Origin of the sequence: Trinickia sp. (assembly GCF_051953955.1) — a bacterium.
GTDB lineage: Bacteria > Pseudomonadota > Gammaproteobacteria > Burkholderiales > Burkholderiaceae > Trinickia.
The window spans coordinates 1-25,146 of record NZ_JBQCIF010000088.1 but is presented as its reverse complement, the minus strand read 5'-3'; the positions used below and the strand labels follow the sequence as shown (position 1 = coordinate 25,146).

Annotated in this window: 24 protein-coding genes; 12 read left to right on the top strand and 12 right to left on the bottom strand. The window is 64.4% G+C overall.

Features of this window, described 5'->3' with window-relative positions; translation table 11 throughout:
- Positions 1 to 74 precede the first annotated feature (74 nt).
- On the top strand, positions 75 to 1,112 hold the full coding sequence (gene murB, locus ACTHNZ_RS17255; protein ID WP_440543769.1) for a UDP-N-acetylmuramate dehydrogenase: 1,038 nt from the start codon (positions 75 to 77) through the stop codon (positions 1,110 to 1,112).
- A 27-nt stretch (positions 1,113 to 1,139) separates the two neighbouring features.
- Here the strand turns inward: murB and argF are convergent, their stop codons facing one another.
- Positions 1,140 to 2,069, bottom strand: a complete 930-nt coding sequence (gene argF / locus ACTHNZ_RS17250) for an ornithine carbamoyltransferase (RefSeq protein ID WP_440543768.1) — start codon at positions 2,067 to 2,069, stop codon at positions 1,140 to 1,142.
- A gap of 225 nt (positions 2,070 to 2,294) precedes the next feature.
- Between argF and ACTHNZ_RS17245 the strand changes: the two genes are divergently transcribed.
- Positions 2,295 to 2,624 (top strand): DUF3579 domain-containing protein, encoded by a 330-nt coding sequence (locus tag ACTHNZ_RS17245; protein WP_440543766.1) that lies wholly within the window; start codon positions 2,295 to 2,297, stop codon positions 2,622 to 2,624.
- Between the two features lie 223 nt (positions 2,625 to 2,847).
- On the opposite strand, the gene rpsT is transcribed toward ACTHNZ_RS17245, so the two are convergent.
- Entirely contained in the window at positions 2,848 to 3,126 is a 279-nt protein-coding gene (gene rpsT / locus ACTHNZ_RS17240; protein ID WP_440543765.1) for a 30S ribosomal protein S20, read from the bottom strand.
- A gap of 544 nt (positions 3,127 to 3,670) precedes the next feature.
- On the opposite strand from rpsT, the gene murJ reads away from it, so the two are divergent.
- Both murJ and ACTHNZ_RS17230 read left to right on the top strand, forming a co-directional pair.
- Positions 3,671 to 5,221: a murein biosynthesis integral membrane protein MurJ gene (murJ, locus tag ACTHNZ_RS17235; protein ID WP_440543763.1), complete on the top strand. Its 1,551-nt coding sequence runs from the start codon at positions 3,671 to 3,673 to the stop codon at positions 5,219 to 5,221.
- Between the two features lie 5 nt (positions 5,222 to 5,226).
- Positions 5,227 to 6,066 carry a SirB1 family protein gene (locus tag ACTHNZ_RS17230; RefSeq protein WP_440543762.1) on the top strand — a complete coding sequence of 280 codons (840 nt, stop codon included), beginning with the start codon at positions 5,227 to 5,229 and terminating at the stop codon, positions 6,064 to 6,066.
- Between the two features lie 14 nt (positions 6,067 to 6,080).
- Here ACTHNZ_RS17230 and ACTHNZ_RS17225 read toward each other — a convergent pair whose 3' ends face one another.
- From ACTHNZ_RS17225 to lpxK, 5 genes are all read right to left on the bottom strand, one after another.
- Positions 6,081 to 6,839, bottom strand: a complete 759-nt coding sequence (locus ACTHNZ_RS17225; protein ID WP_440543761.1) for a 3-hydroxyacyl-CoA dehydrogenase — start codon at positions 6,837 to 6,839, stop codon at positions 6,081 to 6,083.
- Positions 6,840 to 6,996: 157 nt separating this feature from the next.
- Positions 6,997 to 7,659 carry an adenylate kinase gene (gene adk / locus ACTHNZ_RS17220; protein ID WP_440543760.1) on the bottom strand — a complete coding sequence of 221 codons (663 nt, stop codon included), beginning with the start codon at positions 7,657 to 7,659 and terminating at the stop codon, positions 6,997 to 6,999.
- A gap of 271 nt (positions 7,660 to 7,930) precedes the next feature.
- Entirely contained in the window at positions 7,931 to 8,749 is an 819-nt protein-coding gene (gene kdsB / locus ACTHNZ_RS17215; protein WP_440543759.1) for a 3-deoxy-manno-octulosonate cytidylyltransferase, read from the bottom strand.
- Positions 8,750 to 8,812: 63 nt separating this feature from the next.
- Positions 8,813 to 9,019, bottom strand: coding sequence for a Trm112 family protein (locus ACTHNZ_RS17210; protein WP_440543758.1), 207 nt, complete (start codon positions 9,017 to 9,019; stop codon positions 8,813 to 8,815).
- Positions 9,000 to 10,019: a tetraacyldisaccharide 4'-kinase gene (gene lpxK / locus ACTHNZ_RS17205; protein ID WP_440543757.1), complete on the bottom strand. Its 1,020-nt coding sequence runs from the start codon at positions 10,017 to 10,019 to the stop codon at positions 9,000 to 9,002. Before lpxK ends, ACTHNZ_RS17210 begins: the two co-directional genes overlap by 20 nt.
- Before the next feature lie 408 nt (positions 10,020 to 10,427).
- On the opposite strand from lpxK, the gene xseA reads away from it, so the two are divergent.
- The 4 genes from xseA (at position 10,428) to ACTHNZ_RS17185 (ending at position 14,524) form a co-directional block, all read left to right on the top strand.
- A complete protein-coding gene (gene xseA, locus ACTHNZ_RS17200) occupies positions 10,428 to 11,831 on the top strand; it encodes an exodeoxyribonuclease VII large subunit (protein ID WP_440543756.1) in 1,404 nt (467 codons plus the stop codon).
- A 265-nt stretch (positions 11,832 to 12,096) separates the two neighbouring features.
- Positions 12,097 to 12,675, top strand: a complete 579-nt coding sequence (gene sodB / locus ACTHNZ_RS17195) for a superoxide dismutase [Fe] (RefSeq protein ID WP_440543755.1) — start codon at positions 12,097 to 12,099, stop codon at positions 12,673 to 12,675.
- Positions 12,676 to 12,977: 302 nt separating this feature from the next.
- A complete protein-coding gene (locus ACTHNZ_RS17190) occupies positions 12,978 to 13,607 on the top strand; it encodes a hypothetical protein (protein WP_440543754.1) in 630 nt (209 codons plus the stop codon).
- A 113-nt stretch (positions 13,608 to 13,720) separates the two neighbouring features.
- Positions 13,721 to 14,524 carry a hypothetical protein gene (locus ACTHNZ_RS17185; RefSeq protein WP_440543753.1) on the top strand — a complete coding sequence of 268 codons (804 nt, stop codon included), beginning with the start codon at positions 13,721 to 13,723 and terminating at the stop codon, positions 14,522 to 14,524.
- 74 nt (positions 14,525 to 14,598) lie between these two features.
- On the opposite strand, the gene clpP is transcribed toward ACTHNZ_RS17185, so the two are convergent.
- On the bottom strand, positions 14,599 to 15,234 hold the full coding sequence (gene clpP / locus ACTHNZ_RS17180) for an ATP-dependent Clp endopeptidase proteolytic subunit ClpP (RefSeq protein WP_440543752.1): 636 nt from the start codon (positions 15,232 to 15,234) through the stop codon (positions 14,599 to 14,601).
- A gap of 258 nt (positions 15,235 to 15,492) precedes the next feature.
- On the opposite strand from clpP, the gene ACTHNZ_RS17175 reads away from it, so the two are divergent.
- Complete coding sequence (locus ACTHNZ_RS17175; protein ID WP_440543750.1) at positions 15,493 to 16,455, top strand: sigma-70 family RNA polymerase sigma factor; 963 nt, start codon at positions 15,493 to 15,495, stop codon at positions 16,453 to 16,455.
- Between the two features lie 40 nt (positions 16,456 to 16,495).
- Here ACTHNZ_RS17175 and ACTHNZ_RS17170 read toward each other — a convergent pair whose 3' ends face one another.
- Positions 16,496 to 17,770, bottom strand: a complete 1,275-nt coding sequence (locus ACTHNZ_RS17170; protein WP_440543749.1) for a sensor domain-containing phosphodiesterase — start codon at positions 17,768 to 17,770, stop codon at positions 16,496 to 16,498.
- A 248-nt stretch (positions 17,771 to 18,018) separates the two neighbouring features.
- The gene (locus ACTHNZ_RS17165) at positions 18,019 to 19,473 is read right to left on the bottom strand and encodes a PLP-dependent aminotransferase family protein (RefSeq protein ID WP_440543748.1); all 1,455 of its coding nucleotides are present in this window, start codon (positions 19,471 to 19,473) and stop codon (positions 18,019 to 18,021) included.
- Positions 19,474 to 19,607: 134 nt separating this feature from the next.
- On the opposite strand from ACTHNZ_RS17165, the gene ACTHNZ_RS17160 reads away from it, so the two are divergent.
- Complete coding sequence (locus ACTHNZ_RS17160) at positions 19,608 to 19,925, top strand: DUF2917 domain-containing protein (RefSeq protein ID WP_440543747.1); 318 nt, start codon at positions 19,608 to 19,610, stop codon at positions 19,923 to 19,925.
- A 26-nt stretch (positions 19,926 to 19,951) separates the two neighbouring features.
- On the opposite strand, the gene ACTHNZ_RS17155 is transcribed toward ACTHNZ_RS17160, so the two are convergent.
- Complete coding sequence (locus tag ACTHNZ_RS17155; RefSeq protein ID WP_440543746.1) at positions 19,952 to 21,184, bottom strand: citrate synthase; 1,233 nt, start codon at positions 21,182 to 21,184, stop codon at positions 19,952 to 19,954.
- A gap of 122 nt (positions 21,185 to 21,306) precedes the next feature.
- On the opposite strand from ACTHNZ_RS17155, the gene ACTHNZ_RS17150 reads away from it, so the two are divergent.
- Positions 21,307 to 22,752 carry a CoA transferase gene (locus ACTHNZ_RS17150; protein WP_440543745.1) on the top strand — a complete coding sequence of 482 codons (1,446 nt, stop codon included), beginning with the start codon at positions 21,307 to 21,309 and terminating at the stop codon, positions 22,750 to 22,752.
- A 69-nt stretch (positions 22,753 to 22,821) separates the two neighbouring features.
- On the opposite strand, the gene ACTHNZ_RS17145 is transcribed toward ACTHNZ_RS17150, so the two are convergent.
- A complete protein-coding gene (locus ACTHNZ_RS17145; protein ID WP_440543744.1) occupies positions 22,822 to 23,571 on the bottom strand; it encodes a GntR family transcriptional regulator in 750 nt (249 codons plus the stop codon).
- A 183-nt stretch (positions 23,572 to 23,754) separates the two neighbouring features.
- On the opposite strand from ACTHNZ_RS17145, the gene ACTHNZ_RS17140 reads away from it, so the two are divergent.
- Complete coding sequence (locus ACTHNZ_RS17140; RefSeq protein ID WP_440543743.1) at positions 23,755 to 24,597, top strand: aldo/keto reductase; 843 nt, start codon at positions 23,755 to 23,757, stop codon at positions 24,595 to 24,597.
- The last annotated feature ends 549 nt before the right edge of the window (positions 24,598 to 25,146 follow it).

The following is a 25,146-nucleotide window of genomic DNA, read 5'->3' as shown; positions in this document are numbered from 1 at the left end:
TCCAACGTGCCGCGAGCCATGTTCGCATTGTGCGATGGTTGCCCCGGCCGTGCAGGCAACCCCTCCTTTCGCCGATGTCTTCTTCCGATCCGCTATCGCCATTGCTATTGCCCGACTATTCGCTACGTGCGTACAACACGTTCGGCTTCGACGCGCGTGCGCGCTGGTTCTGCCGCATCGAATCGGCGGCAGAGCTCGTTGCCGTCCCGCGCGACGCACGCTGGGCCGCGTTGCCGCGTCTCGTGCTCGGCGGCGGTAGCAACATTGTGCTCACGCGCGATTTCGACGGTGTCGTCTTGCTCGTCGCGCTAACCGGCAAACGTCTCGTGAGCGAGGACGAGGCGGCTTGGTACGTCGAAGCGGCCGCCGGCGAGAACTGGCACGCGTTCGTGGCCTGGACGCTCGCGAACGGTTTCCCGGGCCTCGAGAACCTCGCGCTGATTCCGGGCACCGTCGGTGCCGCGCCGATTCAGAACATCGGTGCGTACGGCCTCGAAATGGCAGAGCGCTTCCATTCGCTGCGTGCAATCGAATGGGCGACGGGTGAAACGGTCCAGTTCGATGCCGCGCAGTGCAGCTTCGGCTACCGCGACAGCGTCTTCAAGCGGGAAGGGCGGGACCGCTTCGTGATTACGTCGGTGACGTTTCGTTTGCCCAAGGCCTGGGCCGCGCGTGCCGACTACGCCGACGTGGCGCGTGCGCTCGACTCGCGTGCCGCCGGCGCGTCGCCGCAGGCGATCTTCGATGCGGTCGTGGCCGTGCGTCGCGCGAAGTTGCCGGATCCGGCCGTGCTCGGCAATGCGGGTAGCTTTTTCAAGAATCCCATCGTCGATGCGGCAACGTTCGAAGCCTTGCGCGCGCGCGAGCCGCAGATCGTCTCGTACGCACAGCCCGATGGCCGCGTGAAACTCGCGGCGGGCTGGCTCATCGATCGTTGCGGCTGGAAGGGGCGTGCGATGGGAGCAGCCGCCGTCCATGAGCGGCAGGCGCTCGTGCTCGTCAATCGCGGCGGCGCGACGGGAGCACAGGTACTCGCGCTCGCGCAGGCAATCCAAGCAGACGTGCGCGAGCGGTTCGGCGTTCAACTGGAGCCGGAGCCCGTCGTCATCTAACGTTCGGGCTCGCGGCGGTTCGATCCGTCAGTGATTGAGCTTGCCGAGCAGCAGGAATTCCATCAGGGCCTTCTGAACGTGCAGCCGGTTTTCGGCTTCGTCCCAGACGACGCTTTGCGGCCCGTCGATCACGTCCGCGCTGACCTCCTCGCCGCGGTGCGCCGGCAGGCAATGCATGAACAGGGCGTCGGGGCGTGCGCGGCTCATCATGTCGGCATCGACGCACCAATCCGCGAAGGCAGCCTTGCGCGCCTCGTTTTCGGCTTCGAAGCCCATGCTGGTCCAAACGTCGGTCGTGACGAGATCGGCGCCTTCGCAGGCTTCGTTCGGATCTTCGAATTCTTCGTAGAACGGCGCGCTGTCGGCCGCCACGAGCGCCGGATCGAGCTTGTAGCCGGCCGGCGTGGACAGCCGCAGCTTGAAGCCGAGAATTTGCGCGGCCTCGATCCACGTATAGAGCATGTTGTTGGCGTCGCCGACCCATGCCACCGTTTTGCCCGCGATCGGGCCCCGGTGTTCATAGAACGTGAAGATGTCCGCCAGGACCTGACACGGGTGGTACTCGTTCGTGAGGCCGTTGATGACGGGCACGCGCGAATTTTCGGCGAAGCGGCGGATGATGTCCTGCCCGAAGGTGCGGATCATGATGATGTCGACCATCCGCGAAATCACCTGGGCTGCATCTTCGATCGGCTCGCCGCGGCCAAGCTGGGTATCGCGCGTGCTCATGAACACGGCATGGCCGCCGAGCTGGAAGATGCCGGCTTCGAATGAGAGCCGCGTGCGCGTCGAGTTCTTCTCGAAGATCATCGCGAGCGTGCGGTCGTGCAGCGGGTGATAGGTCTCGTAATTCTTGAATTTGCGCTTGAGGATGCGGGCGCGCTCCAGCACGTACTCGTAGTCGTCCCGGGAGAAGTCGTTGAACTGCAGGTAGTGTCGGATCTGTTTGGCGGCCATAAAACAAATACGGCGGGCTTCACCCGGTGCGCCTGCACCGGACGGCGCCGCCGTCGGATGTGGTAACTACAGGCAGCATAAAGGATTTTTTTCCGTTTGACGAGGCCGTCGGGCGGCCATGCCCCGTTTGTGTGCAGTGCGGCAAAAGTCGCTTCCAGTGGTATAATCGACGAGTTTTCCCAAGCCCGGCGGGCAGGCTTCGGGCAAGTCACATGGGTTTTTTACATGGCCGAAGCATCCCACACTGAATACTTCATTCAAGGCATCACGAAGAGCGGAAAGAAGTTCCGCCCGAGTGACTGGTCAGAACGTCTCGCGGGTGTCATGTCCTGTTATGGACCCGGTGCTCAAGGCCCCAATGCGCGGCTGCAGTACTCGCGCTACGTGCGTCCCACCCTTCTCGGTGATCTGAAATGCGTCATCGTCGATTCGCGGCTACGCGACATCGAGCCGATGGCCTTCGATTTCGTCATGAATTTCGCCAAGGACAACGACCTCGTCGTGACCGAGGCGTGCGAACTGCCCGACGACCACGGCGCGGTGCAGAAGAGATAGGTGCGCGGAGGTAGATGCGCGGAAAGAGAGGCGCCTGGAAACAGGCGCACGGGCGTACGCAATAGGCGCACGCAAGGCGAACGCAAAAAAGCCCGCAACGAATATGCGGGCTTTTTTCTTGGCGGGCAGCAGCTACCGACAGCGAGTTCGCCGATGGCGCCGCTGGTCAAGCGAGGGCCGGCATGCGCCTCTCGCCCCTCGCCGGCTTGGCTTCTTAAGCGACTTACTGAGCCGCTGCGGCTTGCAGGCCCTTGATGGCTGCAGCCAGGCGGCTCTTATGGCGAGCGGCCTTGTTCTTGTGAACGATCTTTTTGTCGGCGATGATGTCCATCGTCTTCGACGATGCGCGGAAAAGCTCCGCTGCCTTGGCTTGGTCGCCGGCTTCGATCGCCTTGCGGACAGCCTTGACCGCCGTGCGGTACTTCGAGCGCAGGGCCGAGTTGTGCGAGTTCGCTTTGGCGGCCTGACGGGCGCGCTTGCGTGCTTGTGCGGAGTTAGCCATGAAAGTTCCTTGTCCTGTACTGTTTCGGCGCCCGGCCGGTAGGCCGATCGAGTGCCGCTTTTGGTCCAAACTTCCGGAAGCGATTGCCCGAAAGTGCAAATACAACCGGCGTAGCGTGCTCGTGGTTTTCGCGAATTCGCCGCGAACACGGCGGCAAGCAAGCCACTTAGCCTGACGCCCGCCGTTGGGGCTGCCTTGGCGTGCCTTTTGTGCCTCTTAAGCCGCCCTCTCAGCCAGCAACCCGGGCCGACCACAAACGAGGAAAGGCCGGCTTCAGACCGAGGTTGAGCTCGAAGTCGAGCTTCGAAACGCGCGAGTATAGCAACAAAATCAGATAGATGGCAAGCGTCCGGCGTGCACCGGCGTCGCCCCGGCGCAAGAATGCGCGTCGCTGCAACGCAGCGCGCCGAGGCTGGTCGAAGAGGGCCGGATATCCGTTCGGCCGCGAGGCCGAAGCCTCGAAACCCGCCTCGTCGGCGGCGGCGCGGCCGACCAGTCATTGACGCGGGGCGGGCCGCCGGTGCCCGTATAATTGCGCCCCATCATGAATCTTTTCCGAGCCCTGCTGACGGTCAGCGGCTTCACGCTGCTGTCGCGCGTGACCGGTCTGGCCCGCGAAACGCTGATCGCCCGCGCGTTCGGCGCCAGCCAATACACCGACGCATTCTACGTCGCCTTCCGTATTCCGAATCTGCTGCGGCGCCTGTCCGCCGAAGGGGCATTTTCGCAGGCGTTCGTGCCGATTCTGGCCGAGTTCAAGGGGCAGCAGGGGCACGGTGCGACCAAAGCGCTCGTCGATGCGATGTCGACCGTCCTCGCGTGGGGGCTGGCTGTCGTCTCCGTGCTGGGGGTGTTGGGCTCGTCGTGGGTCGTCTACGTCGTCGCGTCGGGTTTGCGCACCGACGGCCAGGCGTTCGTGCTCGCCGTGACGATGACGCGGATCATGTTCCCGTACATCATCTTCATTTCGCTGACGACGCTTGCGGCCGGCGTTCTGAACACGTATGGCAAGTTCTCTCTGCCGGCCTTCGCGCCCGTGCTGCTGAATCTCGTCTTCATCGTTGCCTCCGCGTTCGTCGCGCCGCACATGAAGACGCCTGTCTACGCGCTGGCATGGGCCGTCATCGTCGGTGGCGTGCTGCAATTCGTCGTGCAGTTGCCGGGGCTCGGCAAGATCGACATGGCGCCGCGCATCGGCCTGAACCCGTTTGCCGCGCTTGCGCACCGCGGCGTGAAGCGCGTGCTCGTCAAGATGGTACCGGCAACGTTCGCCGTGTCCGTCGCACAGCTCAGTCTCATCATCAATACGAATATCGCGTCGCATCTCGGGCCCGGCGCCGTCTCGTGGATCTACTACGCCGATCGCCTCATGGAGTTTCCGACGGCGCTGCTCGGGGTCGCGCTGGGCACGATCTTGCTGCCGAGCCTCGCCAAGGCGCATGCCGACGAAGATCCGCACGAATATTCGTCGCTGCTCGATTGGGGGTTGCGCGTGACGTTTTTGCTCGCCGCGCCGAGCGCGCTCGCGCTATTCGTCTTCGCCGTACCGCTCACGGCCGCGCTATTCGATTACGGCCGCTTCGACGCGCATTCCGTCATCATGGTCGGGCGCGCACTGGCCGCATATGGGGTCGGGCTCATCGGCTTGATCCTCATCAAGATTTTGGCACCGGGGTTCTACGCCAAGCAGGACATCAAGACGCCGGTGAAGATCGGCGTGGCCGTGCTGATCGTCACGCAGTTGTCGAACTATGCGTTCGTGCCTCTGCTCGCGCATGCGGGGCTTACGCTCAGCGTCGGGCTCGGCGCTTGCGTCAACGCTTCATTGTTGTTCATCGGTTTGCGCCGGCGCGGGATCTATACTCCATCGAGCGGGTGGCTGCATTTTCTCGTGCAACTGGCGGGGGCGTCGCTGATCCTGGCCGGTGCGATGCACTGGTGCGCGATCAATTTCGACTGGATCGGCATGCGTGCACATCCGTTCGCGCGGATTGCGCTGCTCGCGGCCTGTCTCGTTCTGTTTGCGGCGCTATATTTCAGTATGCTTTGGCTGATGGGCTTCAAATACGCGTACTTCAGAAGGCGTGCCAAGTGACGGCCATGACATCCGTAATCGATTACTTCGCCACCCTCGTTGCCGACGATGACAGCCTGCCTCTCACGGAGACGGCGATTTCGCTCGCTCAGGATGCGTATCCCGATCTCGACCTCGAAGGCGTGCTCGCGGAGCTCGACGAACTCGCGCTGCGCTTGCGGCGGCGCCTGCCCGAGGGTGCTGATTTGACGGAGAGAATTGGCGCGCTGAACCGCTTCTTCTTCCGCGAGCTCGGATTTGCCGGCAACCTGAACGACTACTACGATCCCGACAACAGCCATCTGAACGTCGTGCTCAAGCGCCGGCGCGGCATTCCGATTTCGCTGGCGGTGCTGTACTTGGAGCTCGGGGAGCAAATCGGGGTGCCCGTGAAAGGCGTCTCTTTCCCTGGACATTTCCTGCTGCGCGTCACGTTGCCCGAGGGCGACGTCATGCTCGATCCGACGACGGGCCAGTCTCTCTCCGAGACACAGATGGTCGATATGCTCGAGCCGTACATCTCGCACACGGAGCAGTCGGTCGGCAACGCGTTGCGCATGTTGCTGCAGCCCGCAACAGCGCGGGAGATCGTCGCGCGCATGTTGCGCAACTTGAAATCGGTCTATGTGCAGTCGGAGCGGTGGCAGCGGCTGCTGGCGGTGCAGCAGCGACTCGTGGTCCTGCTGCCCGGCAACATCGAGGAAGTGCGCGACCGCGGCTTCGCCTATGCGCGGCTAGAGTATTTGCGTCCGGCGCTCGAGGATCTCGAGCGCTATCTGGACGATCGGCCCGACGCCGAAGATGCGATGGCGGTGGAATCGCAGTTGAACGAACTGCGCCAGCGCACCAATCAGGGCGATGATTGAGTGCGCCGGGCCGATTACTTCGGCTGCATCCGAATCGCGCCGTCGAGGCGAATCACTTCGCCGTTGAGCATCGGGTTATCGAAGATCTGCTTGACGAGCATCGCGTATTCGCTGGGCTTGCCGAGACGAGGGGGAAACGGCACCATCGCACCGAGCGCATCCTGCACTTCCTGCGGCATGCCGAGCAGCATCGGCGTTTCGAAGATGCCGGGGGCGATCGTCATCACACGGATCGCGTTGCGCGAAAGATCGCGTGCGACCGGCAGCGTCATGCCCGCAACGCCGCTCTTGGACGCCGCATAGGCCGCTTGGCCGATTTGTCCGTCGAAAGCCGCAACCGACGCCGTATTGACGATCACGCCGCGCTCGCCGTTCGCGTTCGGCTCGTTCTTCGACATTTCGAAGGCCGCGAGCCGCAGCATGTTGAACGTGCCGATCAGGTTGATCTCGATCGTGCGCTGGAACTTGTCGAGCGGGTGGGGCCCGTCCTTGCCGACGGTTTTGACGGCCGGCGCGACACCCGCGCAGTTCACGAGCCCGACGAGCTTTCCGAGCCGCGTCGCCGCTTCGACGGCCGCTCGAGCGTCGGCCTCGCGGCTCACGTCGCATTTGACGAACGCGCCGCCCAGCTCGCTCGCGAGCGCTTGACCCGCATCTTCGTTCAAATCGGCGATTGCGACTTTGCCGCCATGTTCGGCGAAAAGCCGTGCCGTTGCCGCGCCGAGGCCCGACGCGCCGCCGGTGATCAAAAATGCGTTGCCGCGAATCTCCATGCTGGGGCTCCTTTCGTTGTCTAAGAAGTAGGGTCCCGCCGCCGTTCAGCTCGTGACCGGCCGGCGTGCGGACCGCGGACGATTGTAATCGCTGCTGCCGCACTTCGCGGGCGTAAAAAAACCCGCCCTTGGGGCGGGTTGTGCCGAACCGATTGTCTTACTTCAACGCCTCGAACACGCGCTGACGAATTTCGTCCACGCTGCCCAGCCCCGAGATCCGGCGATACTGCGGCGCGCTCAAACCGTTTTCGACACCGCGCTGCGCCCATTGCTGGTAGTAATCGATGAGCGGCTTCGTTTGCGCCACGTAGACGTCGAGACGCTTTTTCACCGTCTCTTCCTTGTCGTCTTCGCGCTGAATCAGCGGCTCGCCCGTGACGTCGTCCAGCCCTTCCGCTTTCGGCGGATTGAACTTGACGTGATAGGTGCGGCCCGACTGCGGATGCGTGCGGCGCCCGCTCATGCGAACGATGATCTCGTCGAACGGCACGTCGATTTCCAGCACGTAGTCGATCGCGACGCCGGCTTCCTTCATCGCTTCAGCCTGCGGCAGCGTGCGCGGGAAACCATCGAACAGATAGCCGTTCTTGCAGTCCGCCTCGAGCAGCCGCTCCTTCACGAGGTTGATGATGAGCGCATCGGGGACGAGTTCGCCGGCGTCCATGTAGCGCTTGGCTTCCACGCCCAGCGGCGAGCCAGCCTTGACGGCTGCGCGCAGCATGTCACCGGTCGAAATCTGCGGAATCCCGAATTTTTCCTTGATGTAGTTCGCCTGGGTACCCTTGCCGGCGCCCGGCGCGCCCAACAGGATCAAACGCATGCTGTTCTCCGAATCGTATGTGAATGCTGCGGCGCGAAACGCAAAGCGCACATCCGAAATGCCGACGGCATCGTGCTTCCGACCGTGGCGCCGCTGGCGGCGCAAAGGCGCATCGGCCGCGCCCGCGGGGCTCGGCGCATCGTCGGAACGACGCAGCCGGCAGCCGGCGGGGAATGAAGCAGGCAAACGGGGACCGGAGGCGAAGAGTGCGAATGCTCGCGCAATCGGCCCTGATTATGCCATGCGTCAGCGGGCGTTAGCGCTTTGAACGTCAGGTGTTCGTCAGAAAAAGCATCCGCACGCGCTCGAGATCGGCCATCGTGTCGACCCCGGGCGCCGGTGCCTCGTGCGTCACGCGTACGGCAATGCGCTCGCCGTGCCACATGGCGCGCAACTGCTCGAGCATCTCGGCCTGCTCGATCGGAGCCTGGGCAAGCGTGGGGTAAGTGCGCAGAAAGCGCGCACGATAAGCATATAGGCCGATATGGCGCAGCACGGTATCCGCGTGCGGCGCGGGCATCGCCGCGACGTCGATCGCATGCGCGCCGCATTGCGGCCCGTACGCATCGCGCTGCCAGGGGATCGGCGCGCGCGAGAAGTAGAGCGCCACGCCGCGCGCGTCGAGCACCACCTTCACGACGTTGGGATTGAATACATCGGCTGCATCGGCAATCGGATGCGCGGCCGTCGCGATCGCGCAGTCGGGATGCTCGGCCAGGTGCGACGCAACGTCGCGTATGAGAGCCGGATCGATCAGCGGCTCGTCGCCTTGCACGTTGACGACGATCGTGTCGTCGGCAAGAGCGAGCTGCGTCGCGACTTCGGCGAGCCGATCGGTGCCGGACGGATGATCGGCGCGCGTGAGCAGCGCATCGCAGCCATGCGCTTGCGCGGCTGCCAGCACGCGGGCGTCATCGGTGGCGATCAGCACGCGCTGCGCGCCGGCTTGCCGGGCACGCTCCGCCACGCGTACGACCATCGGCTTGCCGGCGATGTCGGCAAGCGGCTTTTCGGGCAGCCGGGTGGAAGCAAGGCGAGCGGGGACGACGGCGATGAAAGGCGGCGCGTCGCGACGGGCGTTGGCGGTCATCGAGGGACGAGAAAAAGCTGAATGAAGTGCGCGCGAGAAGCGCGCGTCGTGCTTGCTATGCGCTTACGCGCCGCCCGCGGGATCGAGCGGTTCGACGGGCGTGCCTTCGACGGTTTGGCGCGCTTCGTCGACGAGCATGACGGGAATGCCGTCGCGAATCGGATAGGCCAGCTTGTCGGCGTGGCAAATCAGTTCTTGCTGAGCTCGGTCGTAGGTGAGCGGCCCCTTGCAGATCGGGCAAACGAGAATTTCAAGCAGGCGAGCGTCCACGGAGTTTCTCCACAACCAGAGCGATGAGGCGAGCGGGCAGCGTGGCTTCGACCGGAACGACCCAGATGCGAGCGTCACGCCAAGCGCCCAATTTTACCGCATCCTTCTCCGTCACCAGGATGGCATCGACGGTCTCGTCGACGAAGGGATTGTCGCGGAACGCATAGTGATCGGGCAGAGATCGGGTGATGGGCGACAGCCCGGCCGCCCGCAGCGTCGCGAAGAAACGCTCCGGCGCGCCGATGCCGGCGGCGGCCAGCACGCGCGTGCCGGCGAATTGCGCGAGCGGGCGCCGCAGGCTCGGATCGTCGAGATGCCATGCGTCGCCGGGAGTAAGCGAGAGTGCGAACGTGTCGGGCCACGGCGGCAGCGCGCGCTCGAACGGGTTGTTGACGAGCGTGGCGTCCCGGCGCCGCGACAGCGGTTCGCGCAACGGGCCCGCGGGCAGCAAGAAGCCGTTCCCGGCCAAGCGCTGATCGAAGACGACGAGCTCGACGTCGCGCTCGAGGCGGTAATGCTGCAGGCCGTCGTCGCTGACGATCACGTCGACGTCGACGTGCGCCGTCCTCAGCGCTCGCGCGCATGCGGCCCGGTCGGGCGACACCCAAACGGGCGCGCTCGTGCGGCGTGCGATCAAAACCGGCTCGTCGCCCACCTGGCTTGCCGACGAGGCCGACGTGACGGGTCTCGGCTCGTGGGCCTTGGAGCCGTATCCGCGCGAGACGACGCCCGGTGTGAAGCCCGCCGCGCGCAGCGCTTCGACGAGTGCGATGACGGTCGGCGTCTTGCCGGTGCCGCCGACGGTGACATTGCCGACGACGACGACCGGCACCCCCACGTCCACGCGCCGGCGCCAGCCGAGCGCGAACGTCGCGCGCCGGATCGCCGCGATTGCGCCGAACAGGGCGGCGAGCGGCGCCAAGGACCATGCGAAGGCGCCGCGGCGCTGCCATTCGCGCGTGACGTAAGCTTCGGCGCGTGCTTTGAGTCGGTCGGCCATGCGATCCATATATGCGGCGTCGGGAGGTCGAATGATCGGAGGATGGACCGGCACTGTAGCGTGCCGGGCGAGACCGCGGCAAGCGGCCCCGCGCATGCGAGCCCTTCCGCGCGCTTCGCACCGTCATGGCGCACCTGTGGATAACTCTGTGAAGAACTTCTGCTGCCAGGGTCCGGAAGGCCGATAAATAGGACTTCTTATCGGCTACGTCCAATGTTATGTGGATAAATTTACTTTGAAAATCAAATACTTGTGACGCACGTTCGCGCTTCTCGGCGGTTCTCTTCGTCATTCTCGGCCATCGGGCGCGGCGCTCCTGTATGTGGGAAACCTTGCACGCGATGGCGAGTGCACTGGACGGCGGCCGCGCGGCGGTCTATCGTCTGAGCGGCTCAAAAAAGGTTCTGCATGCAATCTCGTCCTCCGTTTTCGCCAAGCGGCCCAGCGGCGCCGCATTCCGCCGCCGCATTCGATGCCGACGTGGCTGTGCCCGTTTCAGTGCTCAACCGTGCGATCGGCACGATGCTCGAGCGCTCGTTTCCGCTCGTGTGGGTGGCCGGCGAAGTCTCGAATTTCACGCGGGCCGCGAGTGGCCATTGGTATTTTTCGATCAAGGATGCCGGGGCGCAGATGCGCTGTGTGATGTTTCGTGGCCGTGCGCAGTACGCGGAATTCACGCCGCGCGAGGGCGACAAGATCGAAGTGCGCGCGCTCGTGACGATGTACGAGCCGCGCGGCGAACTGCAGCTCAACGTGGAGGCCGTGCGCCGCACGGGCACGGGCCGTCTTTACGAGCAATTCCTGAAGCTGAAGGCGCAGCTCGAAGCCCAGGGGCTCTTCGCGCCCGAGCGCAAGCGGCCGTTGCCCACGCACCCGCGGGCGATCGGCGTCGTGACGTCGCTGCAGGCGGCTGCGCTGCGCGACGTGCTGACGACGCTCGCGCGCCGCGCGCCGCACGTTTCGGTCATCGTCTATCCGACGCCCGTGCAGGGTGCGGGGGCGGCCGAGAAGCTGGTGGCGATGATCGAGACAGCGAATGCGCGACGGGAAGTGGACGTGCTGATCGTCTGCCGCGGCGGCGGCTCCATCGAAGATCTTTGGTCGTTCAACGAAGAAGGCGTTGCCCGCGCGATCGCGCAGAGCACGTTGCCGGTCGTGAGCGGCGTTGGGCATGAGACGGATTTCACGATCGCGGATTTCGCGGCCGACGTGCGCGCCCCGACGCCGACGGGCGCGGCCGAACTCGTGAGCCCTCAGCGCACGATGCTGCTGCGCGAGCTCGATCAGCGGACGGCTGCGCTCGCGCGGGGATTCGGGCGGCTCATGGAGCGGCGCGCGCAGCAGCTCGATTGGCTGGCGCGCAGGCTCGTGAGTCCCGCCGAGCGGCTGCGGCGCCAGCGTATGCATCTTCAGCAACTGCAGGCGCGGTTGGCATCGGCCGGCGCGCGGCCGGTGCGCGACGCGCGGGCGCGCTTCGCGCTCGTGCGGCTTTCCTGGCAGCGCTGGCGGCCCGATCTCGCGCCGCCGCGGGCGGCGTTGGCCGCGCTTTCGCGACGGCTCGACGCCGGCATCGAGCGGCAACGCGAGCGCCGTGCGGCGCAGGTGGGCACGCTCGCGGCCCGCCTCGAGGTGTTGAGCCCGCAGCGCACGCTCGAGCGTGGCTACGCGGCGCTGATCGACGCGCAGACGGGGCGCGCCGTCCGCTCGCCGTCGGCCTTGATGCGCGAGCGGCGACTGACGGTGCACGTCGCAGAAGGGGCGGCCGACGTGACGCTGAAGGATGTGCAGCCGCGACTGACGGACGGGTTCTAGGCCGCGTTTTCGATGACGGCGCCCCGATGCGTCGTTCATCGATCCCCTTCGAAACCGGGTGTGCAGCCCTCATCGTCGGTCATCTTCGCCGATCCGTGCGACGAAAGGCACGAATGCGGGAGCATTTTTTACGCCGATTCCGGCGCGCGGCGGTCAATGCTGCGCATAAAGGCCGCTGGTTTGCGGGGTTATTCCAAGTCGCCTACAATCCATTGCTCTACAGCTTTAGTCGCCTACTTCCCCATAACACAGAAGGATCAGCACCATGGAACATACGCTCCCGCCGCTGCCGTACGCGAAGAACGCGCTCGCTCCGCATATGTCGGAGGAAACGCTCGAGTTTCACTACGGCAAGCACCATCAAGCCTACGTCACGAACTTGAACAACCTGATCAAGGGCACCGAGTTCGAAAACCTGCAACTCGAAGAGATCGTCAAGAAGTCGTCGGGCGGTGTCTTCAACAATTCCGCGCAAGTCTGGAACCACACGTTCTTCTGGAACTGCCTGAAGCCGCAAGGCGGTGGGGCGCCGGCGGGGGCGCTGGGCGACGCGATCAACGCGAAGTGGGGTTCGTTCGATGCATTCAAGGAAGCCTTCTCGAAGGCTGCCGTGGGCAACTTCGGCTCGGGCTGGACGTGGCTCGTGAAGAAGGCTGACGGCTCGCTCGACATCGTGTCGACGAGCAACGCCGCCACGCCGCTGACCACCGACGCCAAGGCGCTGCTGACGATCGACGTGTGGGAACACGCTTACTACATCGACTATCGCAATGCGCGTCCGAAGTTCGTCGAAGCGTATTGGAACCTCGTGAACTGGGACTTCGCCGCGAAGAACTTCGCTTAAAGTCCGCTGCTTCGCTGCAGCAACGAGCGTCCTCCACGTGAGGGCTCGGATTGCCGAAAAACCCTCGCCATGCGCGAGGGTTTTTCTCTGGGCCGCGCGTATGGCCGCGGTCCACTTCTGACGATCTGGATAGGCTGCATGTCGAATGCCTCGAGCCTTGCATGCTCGTTCATCTGTTTGTCATGCACGCGAAGGCGTTGGCGGCACGCAACGCTTTCGTGTGCACTGCGCTTGACAGTGTTGGCAGTCGCGTATATTTAATCGGAAATTGAATTACGAGCTTCGGATTTTCGATTTTTTGCTTGGTAGTCAAAATTCGCGGTGCGATGGTATTGCATTCTCATACTCGTAAGCTTGGTTATTCGATTGTTCGAAATTGGAATAGAGGGCTGACCTACATGAATAAACGTATTGCCCGCGCTTTGTTGAGCGGCCTATTTTTGACTGTCGTGCAATCGGGTTTTGCGGCGGGAGCGAGGCGTCCGGAGCGTCCGTTCGACGGCGATTGGGTGCACAAGTACTCGTGCGAAGAACTCAGCGCGACGCCTAATGCCGTCCAGCAATGTAAGAAAGCGGGCACGGCCGATTCGTTCGAGCTCTATGGTCTCACACAGGACGGGAGCCGCATTTGCGGCATGCATGTTGCCACGGCAGACTTGACGAGACGTGTCGATGACGCGGAGTCTATCTCGGTGTACGGCGTCGTCAAGAACGGTGTTGCGACGGTTCGTTTCAAGAGTGCTCGATCCGATGACGATAGCGACTTGGGTGAGGCCACGCTCAGACGGGTCGGTGACACGCTGATCTGGACCAAAATTAAGGGATTGAAAAGCGAGGATTTGTTCCCCGACCACGTCGTGCTGTCGCGTGCCGCCAGAAGGGATTCTCCCTACGAGCCGATAAAGTGTGGTGACGCCATCGAGACTCAGTGAAGAAGACAAGAAGACCCGATCGCATCGCCGGTCGGGAACCCGTGTTGAGGCAGCGCGCTTATCGAATGCGGGAAACCAAATGCGTAGGCGCGTATGCATCGGACTAAGTAAAGATGCCATCCAATTTCGATTCCAAGTACCAAGCCGCACTGGTTGCCGATATCCGGACGATGCTTTTTCACACCGAGCTCAGCGCGGACGCCACGAAAATAGCGAGTTTTTCCAATGCGGGGTTAGGCGGTAGCACGTATTCGTTCGGCGTGCTCCAGTTCGATGTCGGCAACAATTCAGCAGCTCGCATCTTTCTGTCGAGTATTGGTTTCAAGGACGATGAGATCAAGGGGTTATCCAAGCAAGCACCTGTTACGGCATCTGCACTTCGCGAATATGACGCTAGACTGAAAAGCCACGAAGATGAACTGCAGGAGTTCACCGACGCCCAAATTCTCGGCTACGTCGAAAAACTCAGCTCAGTAGTCGATTTCGTAAAGAGCCGGAACGCCGCAGCAGCGGCTGCGATTCAAAACAGTCCTGATCTTCAGCTCTCCCTGGTGGATTACATCAATCAATTCGGCCTGTCCGGCCTTGACGATAAAAAGCCGACCTCCAATTCGATGCTGGCCTATTTGTGCGGGGAGCCGGTAAATTTGCGCGGTGGCAAACTACCGGTCGTAAACGTGCCAACCGTCGACGATATCCAGGCTTACATCGACAACACCGCCTATGCGCAAGCCAACGCGCGTGCGGCCGACACGCGCATGAGCCGTTACAACATGGCGATTTACGAAATTGCGTCGTCGTCCACATCGACCTTCAATACGGTAAATACCGCGGCGACGCCGACCGTGGATCTAGCCCAGCACCAGATCGAAGCACCGACGCCGGCGCCGACAGTCGCTGCACGCCCAACCATGTAGACCGCTGCAAAGCGTGCATCGGCCGGATGCATGCGCGTCTCGGGTAACAGGCACCGCGGACGACCTTACTGGCGTCAAAGCGACGTCCGCCGCGCCACATCCGCCAGCGCGACGCGATCGGTCAACACGTCGTCGATGAGGCCGTACTCTTTCGCCGCTGTAGCCGACATGAAGTTGTCGCGATCGGTATCCTTGGAGATCCTCTCGATCGGTTGGCCCGTCCTTTCCGACAGTATCTGGTTCAACCGTTCGCGCTGGAACAGCATCTCTTTGGCTTGTATCTCGATATCGGCGGCGGTGCCTTGATTGCCGCCGGACGGCTGGTGGATCATGATGCGCGCATTCGGCAACGCGAAGCGCTTGCCCTTCGCGCCGGCGGCGAGCAAGAACGAGCCCATGCTGGCCGCAAATCCGGTACAGAGCGTCGACACTTGCGGTTTGACGAACTGCATCGTGTCGTAGATCGCCATGCCGTCGTACACGGAACCGCCCGGCGAGTTGATGTAAAAGAAAATATCCTTGTCGGGATTCTCGGATTCGAGGAACAGCATCTGCGCGACGATCAGGCTCGCCGTGTCGTCGGTGACAGGGCCGACCAGGAACACGATGCGCTCGCGCAGCAAGCGCGAGTAGATATCGTAAGCGCGCTCGCCGCGCCCCGATTGTTCGATGACGGTCGGCACGAGCTGGCTATGGGGGTAGGAAGACATGGCGCTCCTCGCGTGGGGAATCGACGATGGCCGCTGATCGAGCATACGCTTCGCAAGCGGTCTTTGCTGTGTTGACGCACGGCCGAGGAGCGATGTGACGGGTGGCCCTGACGAACTGACGGGAACCGGCGTGCGTCCGCCGACCTCCTCTTCGTTGCCGCAAAAAACGTCGAGGCGCGCGTCACATCTTGGCGCGCTCGGCCGTCAAGATAGCGGAGGCGCACGGCGCGCCGACTGCTCGACTTTGGGAGCTCATCAATGACGCAAGAAGAAAAAGAGAAAACATCGGGTTTCGAGGCCGCCCGTGCGCGGCTCACGTCGATCGCCTATCGGATGCTCGGCAGCCGTGCCGAAGCCGAGGACGTCGTCCAAGACGCATGGCTGAAATGGCACGCCGCCGCGGCGGGCGATCTACGCACACCGCTCGCCTGGCTGACGACCGTGACGACGCGCCTTGCCATCGACCGCATCCGGCGCCTGCAATCGGAACAAGCGGCGCGCACGGGCGAATGGGTGATGCAGCCGTGGCTCGACGAGCTCGCGCCGTCGGCCGAGGACGAAGTGCTGCACACCGCATCGGTGTCTGAAGCGGTGGCGCTGCTTTTCGATCGGTTGTCGCCCGACGAGCGCGCCGCGTTCGTATTGCGCGAAGCGTTCGAATTCGACTATGCGCAAATCGCGGAGGTGGTGGGCAAAACCGCCACACATTGCCGCCAACTCGCCCACCGGGCGCGGCAACGCTTGGCGAGCGGGCAAGAGGGCATGCCGAGCCAGAAGGCTCGCGATCGAATCGAGGCGGACGAACGACGCATGGGCAACGTCGAGGGCTTGCGCGCCGCGATTCATGGGGCCGACGCGTCCCTCGCGATGCGGTGGCTCGCCGATGGCGCGATGAGCGATGCCGCCGCGGGCGGGCGGGCGGGCGCGGCCATGCGGTTCGCCGCGGCAGCGAGCGCAGATGCGGATGCCGCGATCGAAGCGCATGCGCTGCCTCCCGATTGGGGCGCCGCGTTCGCGCTCGTGTGTGCCTGCGAAGTGGTGGGCGTGGTTCGCTTCCATGCCGGCGATGGAAGCTCGGGCGATCCGCGCGGCGCCTTTACGCTCGTGACGAGCGGTGCGGAAGTGGATGAATTGAATCGACGTTTCGGCGCGCGTGCGATCTCGCGATTGCTGGCGGGGATCGCAGGCGCGTCGTCGACCGCAACCCTATGCGCGGCGTAACATTGCCGGCACGGCACAGGGCAGCTACGGGGCTACGGGGTCACCGCCCATGCGACGCCGCTTCCCAATCGATATCGACGCACAGCACCTGCAGCCCCTGCCCGGTTTGCGCGGCAACCGACGCCGTGACGCACAAGTGCGCTTCGTTCAGCGAGAGATACGGCGCCGTGACATGCACGGGCCCCGGCGCATGAACCGCTGCGGTGAAGTACGGGCGATGGGCCCAATTCGCGCCCTCCGAATGCAGGAGCGGCTTGAAACGCTTTGCCCGACGCGAGACGCGGCCACTGGGCACCACGTTGTCGCCGATCTGCCGGCCTTGAGCGTCCAACACGAAACATCGCGCCGTGTCCGATAGCTTCAACAGCCCGTCGCATGCCGCCTCGACGGCAGTGCCTGCCACGAAACACGCGCACGCTTCTTCCAGCGACTTCACATACGGCGCAAGGCGCTCGGCTTGAGCCTGCTCGCGGGCGGCGATGCGCTTGCGCAAGGCCGCCGACAACGCGTCGACGAGTCCGGCCGCAGCCTGCGGCTCCACCGGTTGAGCGCTCGGCTCGGCAAAATAGCCGCCTTGCACGAAGTCGACGTTGCATTCGAGCGCGATCAACGCATCGCGCTCGGTCGTCAAGCCGCCCATCAATACGAGTTGCCCCGATTCGTGCAGCAGCGAAACGAGTTGCGGCAGCACGCGTTCGAAGTGTGAGTGCTCACTTGCTTGCGCGAGGATACCGCGATCGAGCGAGACGATATCCGGATGCAGATGCCATACGCGGTCGATGTTCGAGTGCTTCGCTCCGAAGCCGCCGAGCGCGATCAGAAAGCCCGATTTGCGCAGGCCGTCGACGATTTCTGCGAAGCGGCCCGTCTCGCCGCCCGCTTGCTCGGGAACCTCGAGCACGACGCGCTGCGGCGGCAGGCCCAGCGACTTCAGATTGGCGAGGAGCGCATCGCCGTAGCTCGTGTCCATCAGCGCGGCCGGATGCAGGCTCAGGAAGAGCCATTCGTCGTGACCGTCGATTGCGCTGAAATTCCCCAAATGGAGCGACTCGGCCAGACGCCCGAGCTCGAGCAGGTCGCCGCGCCGCGCGGCCTGCGCGAAGACCTCGCGCGAGGGCACTTGGCGGGCGTGCTCGTCGTGCGCGCGCAGCGAGGCGTGATAGCCGATCGCGCGGCGATGCGAGACCGAGAACACCGGCTGGAAAACGCTGAAGACGGTATAGCCGCCGTAGACGACGGTGCGGCGGCTGCCCTCGTCGTCCGCGACGGGGCGAGGCGGTTGAAAGCCGGGAGGATCGAGGTCGATCATGCTCATGGGGAATCGGACGGAGGTGAATACGAGCGCTATGGTGCGCCGTCATGCGAGACGTCAACGTCAACTGCTAACTGTACAGCATACGACAGCAAGATCTATGCGAGATGTCAAAGCGCCGCGTGACGAGCATGCGCGGGGCGCCGCGCCTCGAGCATGAGGCGTGGGCGCACAACGCCGGTGCGGTGCACGCCCCGTTGCGGCGTTTGGGCGGCTCGGCTCACGGTGAACGGCATCGGTTGGGAGGCGCGTCAAGCGGCAAGGGTGCGGTCGTTGCCGTCCCGGGCAGGCATCGCGTCGACGGACGCCAACTGTCTCGCGCGCGCGAAGAACGCGTGAGCGCGCCGATCGTGCGCATAGGCCGCGTTGATGCGAATCCACGGGCTCGATTCGCCGTGCGGCCGGAAGTAGCTGCCGGCCGCGATCGTCACGCCGCATGCGGCCGCGCAATCGATCAGCATCTGCGAATCGTCGATATGCGGCACGCGCGCCCACACGAACTTGCCGCCGGCGGGCGGTGCGAACAATTGCCAGCCGTGGGCCTCGAGCGTGCGCGTCGTTGCGCCGAGCGCGTCGTCCATGCGCCGCCGCAGCCGCTCGAGGAACTTGCGATACGCGCCGCGCTCGAGCATGGCCAATGTGACGGCTTCGGCGAACTGTGAGCCGCTGATGCTCGTGAGCATCTTGACGTCGCCGAGGTCCTTGATCGTCCTGCGGCTTGCGGCGACGAAGCCGATGCGCAGCGACGACGACAGCGTCTTCGATAGCCCGCCGATGTAGACGACACGCTCGAGTTGATCGAGGGCGGCGAGGCGGTCCGTCGTGTCGGCTTGGAAATCGGCGTAGATGTCGTCCTCGACGATCGTGAAGTCGTGCTCGTGCGCGAGCTGCAGCAGCCGAAAGGCAACCGATGGCGCCACGACGGTTCCCGTCGGGTTATGAAAAACCGAGTTGACGAACAGCGCACGCGGGCGGTGGCGCTTGAGCTCAGCTTGCAAGACTTCGATGTCGGGCCCGGTGGCCGTGCGCGGAATACCCACGACGTTGATTCCGTGCAACTTTAGGAGTCCGAATAGATTGTAGTAGCCGGGATCCTCGACGAACATCGTGTCGCCGGCGCGCAGCATGTACCGGACGATGAGGTCGATCGCCTGGCTCGCGCCGGAGGTGATCAAGATCTGTGTAGCGTCGGCGCGGATGCCGAGCGGGGCGATACGCGACTGTAAGTGTTCGCGCAGCGAGGCGTTACCGAGCGGCGTGGCGTAGTCGATCAGCGATCCGGGATCGGTTCGCGCGACGTGACGGACGGCCTGCGCGATGCCGTCCATGTCGCGCCAAGCCTCTGGGATGAATCCGCTGCCGAGCTTCAGCGTGCCGCCCGGGTGATTGAATTGCTCGAGGATGTAGTTCGATTCTTCCTCGGCACGGCGCGGGTCCGACGCCCCGCAACGATCGAGGGCGGCATGCGCGCGAGCGCTCACGTAAAAACCCGAGCCGTGGCGCGACTCGATGAGTCCGAGCGACACGAGCCGATCGTAGGCTTCGATCACCGGGAATCGGCTGATGCCGCAATCGTGCGCGAGCTGGCGGATCGACGGCAACTTGGCACCTGCGTGCGCGTCGCGCGAGCGAATCCAACGGTCCATCGCCGCGACGATCTGCTCGGTCATCGGCACGCCGCTTTCGCGGTCGATCTCGATCTTCATGCGCGTCCCTCGTTCTCCGACTGTTCGGCATTTCGACTGAACAGTTCGGGGAAAACTGTTCGGTACTGTGCATGTGATTGTAGTCGGCGCATCGCAATAATGGCTAGACGAAATATTTTTGAAGGAGTACGGCGATGCGCGAGATCCGGACATTCGAAATGGGCTACGACGAACCCGCCACGGCCTGGCGCGTGGACCGCTCACTCGTCGTGGAAGTGGCACGAGGCACGCTGTGGCTGACGATCGAGGGCGATGCCGAAGACTATTGGCTCGACGCAGGCGAGTCGTTCCTCTTGCCTGCGGGGGCGCGCGCATGGATCGGCTCGGGGCGCGGCGACGTGCGCTTGATCGTCGTGGGCGCCGGCACGCGCAGGGACGTTGGCCTGCAGGCAGCGTTGGCGCGGCCGCGGCTACCGGCGTCCGGTTCTCGCTGGCGCTTGGCCGCCGCTTGATGGCTGCGCCGGGCCGGCATCGCCGATCAGTCTCTGGGTTCCAGGCCGATGTAGCGGGCGCGCGGGCGAATGAGCCGGCCGTCTTCCATCTGTTCCATCGCATGCGCGATCCAGCCAGCCGCCCGGCCCAACGCGAACAGCGAGAAGGCCGCACCTTGCGGCAACGCAAGCACCCGTTCGAGGGCGGACAAAGCGAAGTCGATCGTGGGAGCGAGCCCCGTCGCGTCGCGCGCGGCTTGCACGATCGCATCGATTCGAGCGAGGGCGTTGCGCTCGGCGCGTGTGGCGGCCTGATCCGCCAGTCGCTCGAGCAGCACGGCCGCGCGCGGGTCGCCGCCGGGATACAGCATATGGCCGAAGCCGGGCAAGATCGTGCGTTGCTGCGCATCCGCGCGCGCGAGTCGTGCCGCCATGTAGCGATCGACATCGCCGGCTTCCTGCGCTTCGTGAAAGAGCGCCGTCACGAGCATCGTCTCTCCACAGTGACGCGGCCCGGCGAGCGCAGCGAGCCCCCCGATGACAGCGCCGACGAGATGCATCCCGGTAGAGGCGATGCATCGAACCGTGAACGTGGACGCATTCAGTTCATGATCCGCACAGACGACGAGCGCCGCGCGCAATAAGTCGAAATGCCGCCGCCGAGTGACGCCCCACGCGGTGCCAAGCTGCTTGTGCAGCGGCTCGCGAGAAAGCGGTGCCGCCGCCAATGCGGCCGCGAGAATCCGCATCAGCATCACGCCGAGATCGACTTGCGCCTGCTCGCCCGAGGCATACAATCGCGGCATGTGTGCGGCGGCCACCGATAGCATCACGAGCGCGCGATCATGCGGTGCGCTGGCCCGCGTCTGTCTGATCCAACTCTGCCATAGCGATGGCGAGATCGTAGCGTCGGGCGCATCATCGAAACGCGCGGGATCGCAGTCCCATAGAAGCGAGGCGGCTTGTTCCAGTGTGGCGCCGCGAGCGAATTCGATGGCGTCGCGCCCCCGATACAGCAGGCGGCCCTGCGAAATCAAGGTAATGCTCGATTCCAGCACGGGCACGCCCCAATCCAGTACCTTCTGCGCCACTTTACCGGCCCGCTTACCGTCGGCTTTGCGGCGCGCGAGCCGTCGCACTTCGTCTGCCGCATAGAGCCGGCGCTTGCCGGCATCCTCGGGTGCCGAGCGCAGCATGCCTCGGCTCACATAGGAGTACAACGTCGGCACGCTGATGCCGAGGGCAGCGGCGGCCTCGGCCGCGGTCAGGTAAGTGGGCATAGGCGTGGGTTGCCGAGAATAATTCAAAGAAATCGATATATGTTGATTATCTGAATCAAGATTGATCGACATCGGACCCGATTCTAGACTCGTCGACACCTCCACTCACTTCTTTTCACACCATGACCGCTTTTAGCGCACTCGAACATCTGTGGTCTTTGGCCGGTTGCGACGAGACTGCGTTGGATGACATTCGCTTGATCGGCGACGATCCGGGCTTGCCTTCGGTCTATCGTGTCGGCGCGCTCGCCGGCGCATCGATCGGCGCGCAAGCGCTGGCCGCCGCGCAATGCCATCGATTGCGAACGGGGCTACGGCAACGCATCGAGGTCGAGCAACGACGCGCGCTTGCCGTGTTCCGCAGCGAACGCTATCTGCGTATCGACGACGGTGCCGCACCCGAGTTGCGCGACCCGTTGATGGGGTTTTACGAAACGCGAGACGGACGCTGGATTCAGTTGCACACGAATTTTCCGCATCACCGGCAAGGCGTCGTCCGCGTGCTGGGTTGTGCCGACGATCATGCCAGCGTTAGCGAAGCGATTCGCGGCTGGGACGGTGCCGCGCTCGATCAAGCCCTCGCGGATGCGGGGCTGTGTGCAGCCTTGATCCGCAGCCCCGACGAATGGGCGGCATTGCCGCAAGCGGTGGCGCTCGCCGCACTGCCCCTATTCGAAATCGAACGGATCCAATCGGGCCATGAAGCTGACGCACCGCCGATGCCGATCGGGCGCACGACGTGCGGCATGGCCGATAGCGGCGGCTCGGGCTCGGCGTTCACGCGACCGCTCGCGGGCGTCCGCGTGCTCGATTTGAGCCGGATCATCGCGGGCCCCGTGGCGGGGAGAACGCTCGCGCAGCACGGCGCCGACGTGTTGCTCGTCAATGGCCCGCATTTGCCGAACATCGCGCCGCTCGTTATCGATAACGGTCGAGGCAAGCGCTCGGCAGTGCTCGATCTGCGGCAAGCGCACGAGCGGGCCACGCTGCACGCACTCGCGAACGAGGCGGATGTCTTCTTGCAAGCCTATCGCCCCGGCGCGCTGGCGGCGCACGGGTTCTCGCCCGAGGCATTGGCACGCACGAGTCCTGGAATCGTCTACGTGTCGATTTGCGCTTACGGGCACGCCGGCCCGTGGGCACAGCGGCGGGGCTTCGACAGCCTCGTGCAATCGGCGAGCGGCATCGCCTGGACTGAGCGCGCGGCGGCCGGGGGAGCGGCGCCCAAGCACCTACCATGTCAGGCGCTCGATCACGCGACAGGTTATCTCGCTGCGTTCGGCGCGATGGTGGCGTTGATGCGTCGCGCGGTCGAAGGCGGCAGTTGGCACGTGCGCGTTTCGCTGGCTCAGACCGGACGGTGGTTGCAGTCGCTCGGCACGATTGCCGATGGATGGCGGGCCCCCGACGTGTCGCTCGACGACGTGCGCGATCAGATGCAAACGATGGCTTCGCCGTTCGGCAAGGTGCTGGCTGTCGGGCCGGCCGAATCGATGTCGGCCACGCCGCCGCGATTCGATCGCCCGCCGGTGCCGCTCGGCACTGATGCGGCGAGCTGGTCCTCCTAGCGGTTGCGCCTCGATGCGTTGGGCACTCAGCGCTTAGCGCAGGCGGCACGAGCCGCCTTCTACGCACGCCTACTTGCGAAGCTCTGCTACGAAGTCGTAGTAATCGTTGCGGCAATAGGTGTCGGTCAACTCGATCGCGCGTTGATCGGCCGTGTAGCCGATCCGCGTGATGAGCAGCAGTGCATCGTGCGTTGCGATGCTCATCTGCTGCGCGATTTCTTCGGTCGCGTTCACGGCGCGGAAGTGCTGCAGCGCGCGCACGATCCCGAGGCCACGCTGTTCGAGATAGCTGTAGAGCGAATCGCCGATCGCATGGGGATCGGGGATGATCGACGCGGGTAGCGTGGAGTTTTCGACGGCCATGACGATCCCGTTGGCGAGCCGCAAGCGCTTTAGCCGCGTGACGGCTGCGGCCGGCGACAACCCGAGCTGGATCACTTCGTCGCGGCTCGCAGGTTGGATCTCGCGCGAAATCCATTTCGAGCTCGGCGTGAAGCCGCGCCGGCGCAGCATCTCGCTGAAGCTCGACAGGCGCGAGAGCGGATCGTCGTAACGCGGCGTGATGAAGCTGCCGGCGCCTTGGGTGCGGCGGATCAACCCTTGCTCGACGAGCAGTGCGATGGCTTTGCGGGCAGTAATGCGCGACACCCCGAGCGCGTCGGATAGCACGCGCTCGGACGGCAACGCTTCGCCGGCGTTCCAGCGATTCTCGTGAATGGCGTGGCCGAGCTTGCGCGCGAGCTGAAGGTAAAGCGGCGTGTCGTTGTCCGGGTCCGGGCGTAAATCGCGCCAGCGGTCTTCGGCGGAAGCGTTGTTCATGGAATGTGCGCGGCGAGGGGCAAGCGGCAATTTTATGTCATCGGGCGATCGTCAGGGCCGGTTATCGGTGGGATCGACGGCGGCAGCGCGCAGCGGATACTCACTATGGGGAGACGAAGGCGCAAACGACGTCAGCAGTGGCTAAACTAAATCGGCTAGCCAATCGTCGAGAGGGAGGGTTCTATGACGCGCAACGATGCTTTCGTCACGCTGCCCGACGGTGAGCACATCGCTCGCCTGGGACAAGGCACTTGGGAAATGGGTGAGCGGCCCGAGCGCCGCTCCGCCGAAATCGATGCGCTGCGCGCCGGCATCGATCTCGGCATGACGGTGATCGATACGGCCGAAATGTACGGGGACGGGGCGACCGAAGCGTTGCTCGCGGAAGCGCTCGCGGGGCTGCGCGAGCAAGTGTTCCTCGTCAGCAAGGTCTATCCGCACAATGCGAGCCGGCGCGGGGTCGTGGCGTCGTGCGAGGCGAGCCTCGAACGCTTGAAAACCGATCGCCTTGATTTGTATCTGCTGCATTGGCGCGGCGGCATCCCGCTCGAGGAAACGGTCGAAGGCTTCGAAGCGTTGCGGCGCGACGGCAAGATACGGCATTGGGGGGTGAGCAACCTCGACGTCGACGACATGGAGGAACTCGTCGAGGCCGGCGGGAAGGCTTGCGCGACGAATCAGATTCTCTACAACGTGGCGCGGCGTGGGCCGGAGTTCGACTTGCTGCCTTGGCTCAGGGCGCGTCGCATGCCCGCAATGGCCTACAGTCCGATCGATCACATGCGTTTGCCCAAGAATTCGGCACTCGGCGATATTGCCCGCGAACGGGGATTGTCCGCTGTGCAGATCGCGCTTGCATGGGTGCTAGCTCAGGCCGATGTCTGCGCGATTCCGAAGGCCGGCACCGTCGAGCACGTGCGCGCGAATCGCCAGGCGCTCGATGTCGTTCTGAGCGAACGAGAGTTGAGGATGATCGACGACGCGTTCAGGCCGCCGCGTCGGAAGGTGCCGCTCGAAATGTTGTGATCGATGCCGGCGATGCCTGGTGGTCGTCGGTGCGTTCGCGGACATTTCGGCCATGCGCGTTGGATTGCTTGGTTGGTCCGTGATGATGCATCTTTGAGACGCGGGCCCGGAGCGGGGATGTGTTGCGGACCTCGAGGGGGAGCGGAGCATTGTCGAGGGCGGGGTTGTGCCGGCGGATGCTGCTCTCGCGCAGCGCCGCGTCGATGAACGACGCGGCGTGCCCGATTCGATGCTAGTGGCCCCGGCCTCCGCCCGAGCCGTTGCTGCCATTGCCGTTGCTTCCGCTTCCGCCGGAACCGTGGCCGGAGCCGGAGTTGCCGTTGCCCGAACCGTTACCGCCTGACCCTTGGCCGCTTCCCGAGCCGCACCCGCAGCCGGAGCCACCGTGCCCGCCGTTGCCCGAGCCACCGGTACCACCGTGTCCGCCGCCGGAGCCGCCGGAGCCGCCGGAGCCGCCGGAGCCGCCGGAGCCGCCGGAGCCGCCGGAGCCGCCGGAGCCGCCGGAGCCACCGGAGCCACCGGAGCCACCGGAACCGCCGGAACCGCCGG

What these genes read in the sequence shown, in the direction of transcription:
- murB (WP_440543769.1), top strand. Translation starts at nt 75, where the DNA reads ATGTCTTCTTCCGATCCGCTATCGCCATTGCTATTGCCCGACTATTCG.
- argF (WP_440543768.1), bottom strand. Translation starts at nt 2,069, where the DNA reads ATGGCCGCCAAACAGATCCGACACTACCTGCAGTTCAACGACTTCTCC.
- ACTHNZ_RS17245 (WP_440543766.1), top strand. Translation starts at nt 2,295, where the DNA reads ATGGCCGAAGCATCCCACACTGAATACTTCATTCAAGGCATCACGAAG.
- rpsT (WP_440543765.1), bottom strand. Translation starts at nt 3,126, where the DNA reads ATGGCTAACTCCGCACAAGCACGCAAGCGCGCCCGTCAGGCCGCCAAA.
- murJ (WP_440543763.1), top strand. Translation starts at nt 3,671, where the DNA reads ATGAATCTTTTCCGAGCCCTGCTGACGGTCAGCGGCTTCACGCTGCTG.
- ACTHNZ_RS17230 (WP_440543762.1), top strand. Translation starts at nt 5,227, where the DNA reads ATGACATCCGTAATCGATTACTTCGCCACCCTCGTTGCCGACGATGAC.
- ACTHNZ_RS17225 (WP_440543761.1), bottom strand. Translation starts at nt 6,839, where the DNA reads ATGGAGATTCGCGGCAACGCATTTTTGATCACCGGCGGCGCGTCGGGC.
- adk (WP_440543760.1), bottom strand. Translation starts at nt 7,659, where the DNA reads ATGCGTTTGATCCTGTTGGGCGCGCCGGGCGCCGGCAAGGGTACCCAG.
- kdsB (WP_440543759.1), bottom strand. Translation starts at nt 8,749, where the DNA reads ATGACCGCCAACGCCCGTCGCGACGCGCCGCCTTTCATCGCCGTCGTC.
- lpxK (WP_440543757.1), bottom strand. Translation starts at nt 10,019, where the DNA reads ATGGCCGACCGACTCAAAGCACGCGCCGAAGCTTACGTCACGCGCGAA.
- xseA (WP_440543756.1), top strand. Translation starts at nt 10,428, where the DNA reads ATGCAATCTCGTCCTCCGTTTTCGCCAAGCGGCCCAGCGGCGCCGCAT.
- sodB (WP_440543755.1), top strand. Translation starts at nt 12,097, where the DNA reads ATGGAACATACGCTCCCGCCGCTGCCGTACGCGAAGAACGCGCTCGCT.
- ACTHNZ_RS17185 (WP_440543753.1), top strand. Translation starts at nt 13,721, where the DNA reads ATGCCATCCAATTTCGATTCCAAGTACCAAGCCGCACTGGTTGCCGAT.
- clpP (WP_440543752.1), bottom strand. Translation starts at nt 15,234, where the DNA reads ATGTCTTCCTACCCCCATAGCCAGCTCGTGCCGACCGTCATCGAACAA.
- ACTHNZ_RS17175 (WP_440543750.1), top strand. Translation starts at nt 15,493, where the DNA reads ATGACGCAAGAAGAAAAAGAGAAAACATCGGGTTTCGAGGCCGCCCGT.
- ACTHNZ_RS17170 (WP_440543749.1), bottom strand. Translation starts at nt 17,770, where the DNA reads ATGAGCATGATCGACCTCGATCCTCCCGGCTTTCAACCGCCTCGCCCC.
- ACTHNZ_RS17165 (WP_440543748.1), bottom strand. Translation starts at nt 19,473, where the DNA reads ATGAAGATCGAGATCGACCGCGAAAGCGGCGTGCCGATGACCGAGCAG.
- ACTHNZ_RS17160 (WP_440543747.1), top strand. Translation starts at nt 19,608, where the DNA reads ATGCGCGAGATCCGGACATTCGAAATGGGCTACGACGAACCCGCCACG.
- ACTHNZ_RS17155 (WP_440543746.1), bottom strand. Translation starts at nt 21,184, where the DNA reads ATGCCCACTTACCTGACCGCGGCCGAGGCCGCCGCTGCCCTCGGCATC.
- ACTHNZ_RS17150 (WP_440543745.1), top strand. Translation starts at nt 21,307, where the DNA reads ATGACCGCTTTTAGCGCACTCGAACATCTGTGGTCTTTGGCCGGTTGC.
- ACTHNZ_RS17145 (WP_440543744.1), bottom strand. Translation starts at nt 23,571, where the DNA reads ATGAACAACGCTTCCGCCGAAGACCGCTGGCGCGATTTACGCCCGGAC.
- ACTHNZ_RS17140 (WP_440543743.1), top strand. Translation starts at nt 23,755, where the DNA reads ATGACGCGCAACGATGCTTTCGTCACGCTGCCCGACGGTGAGCACATC.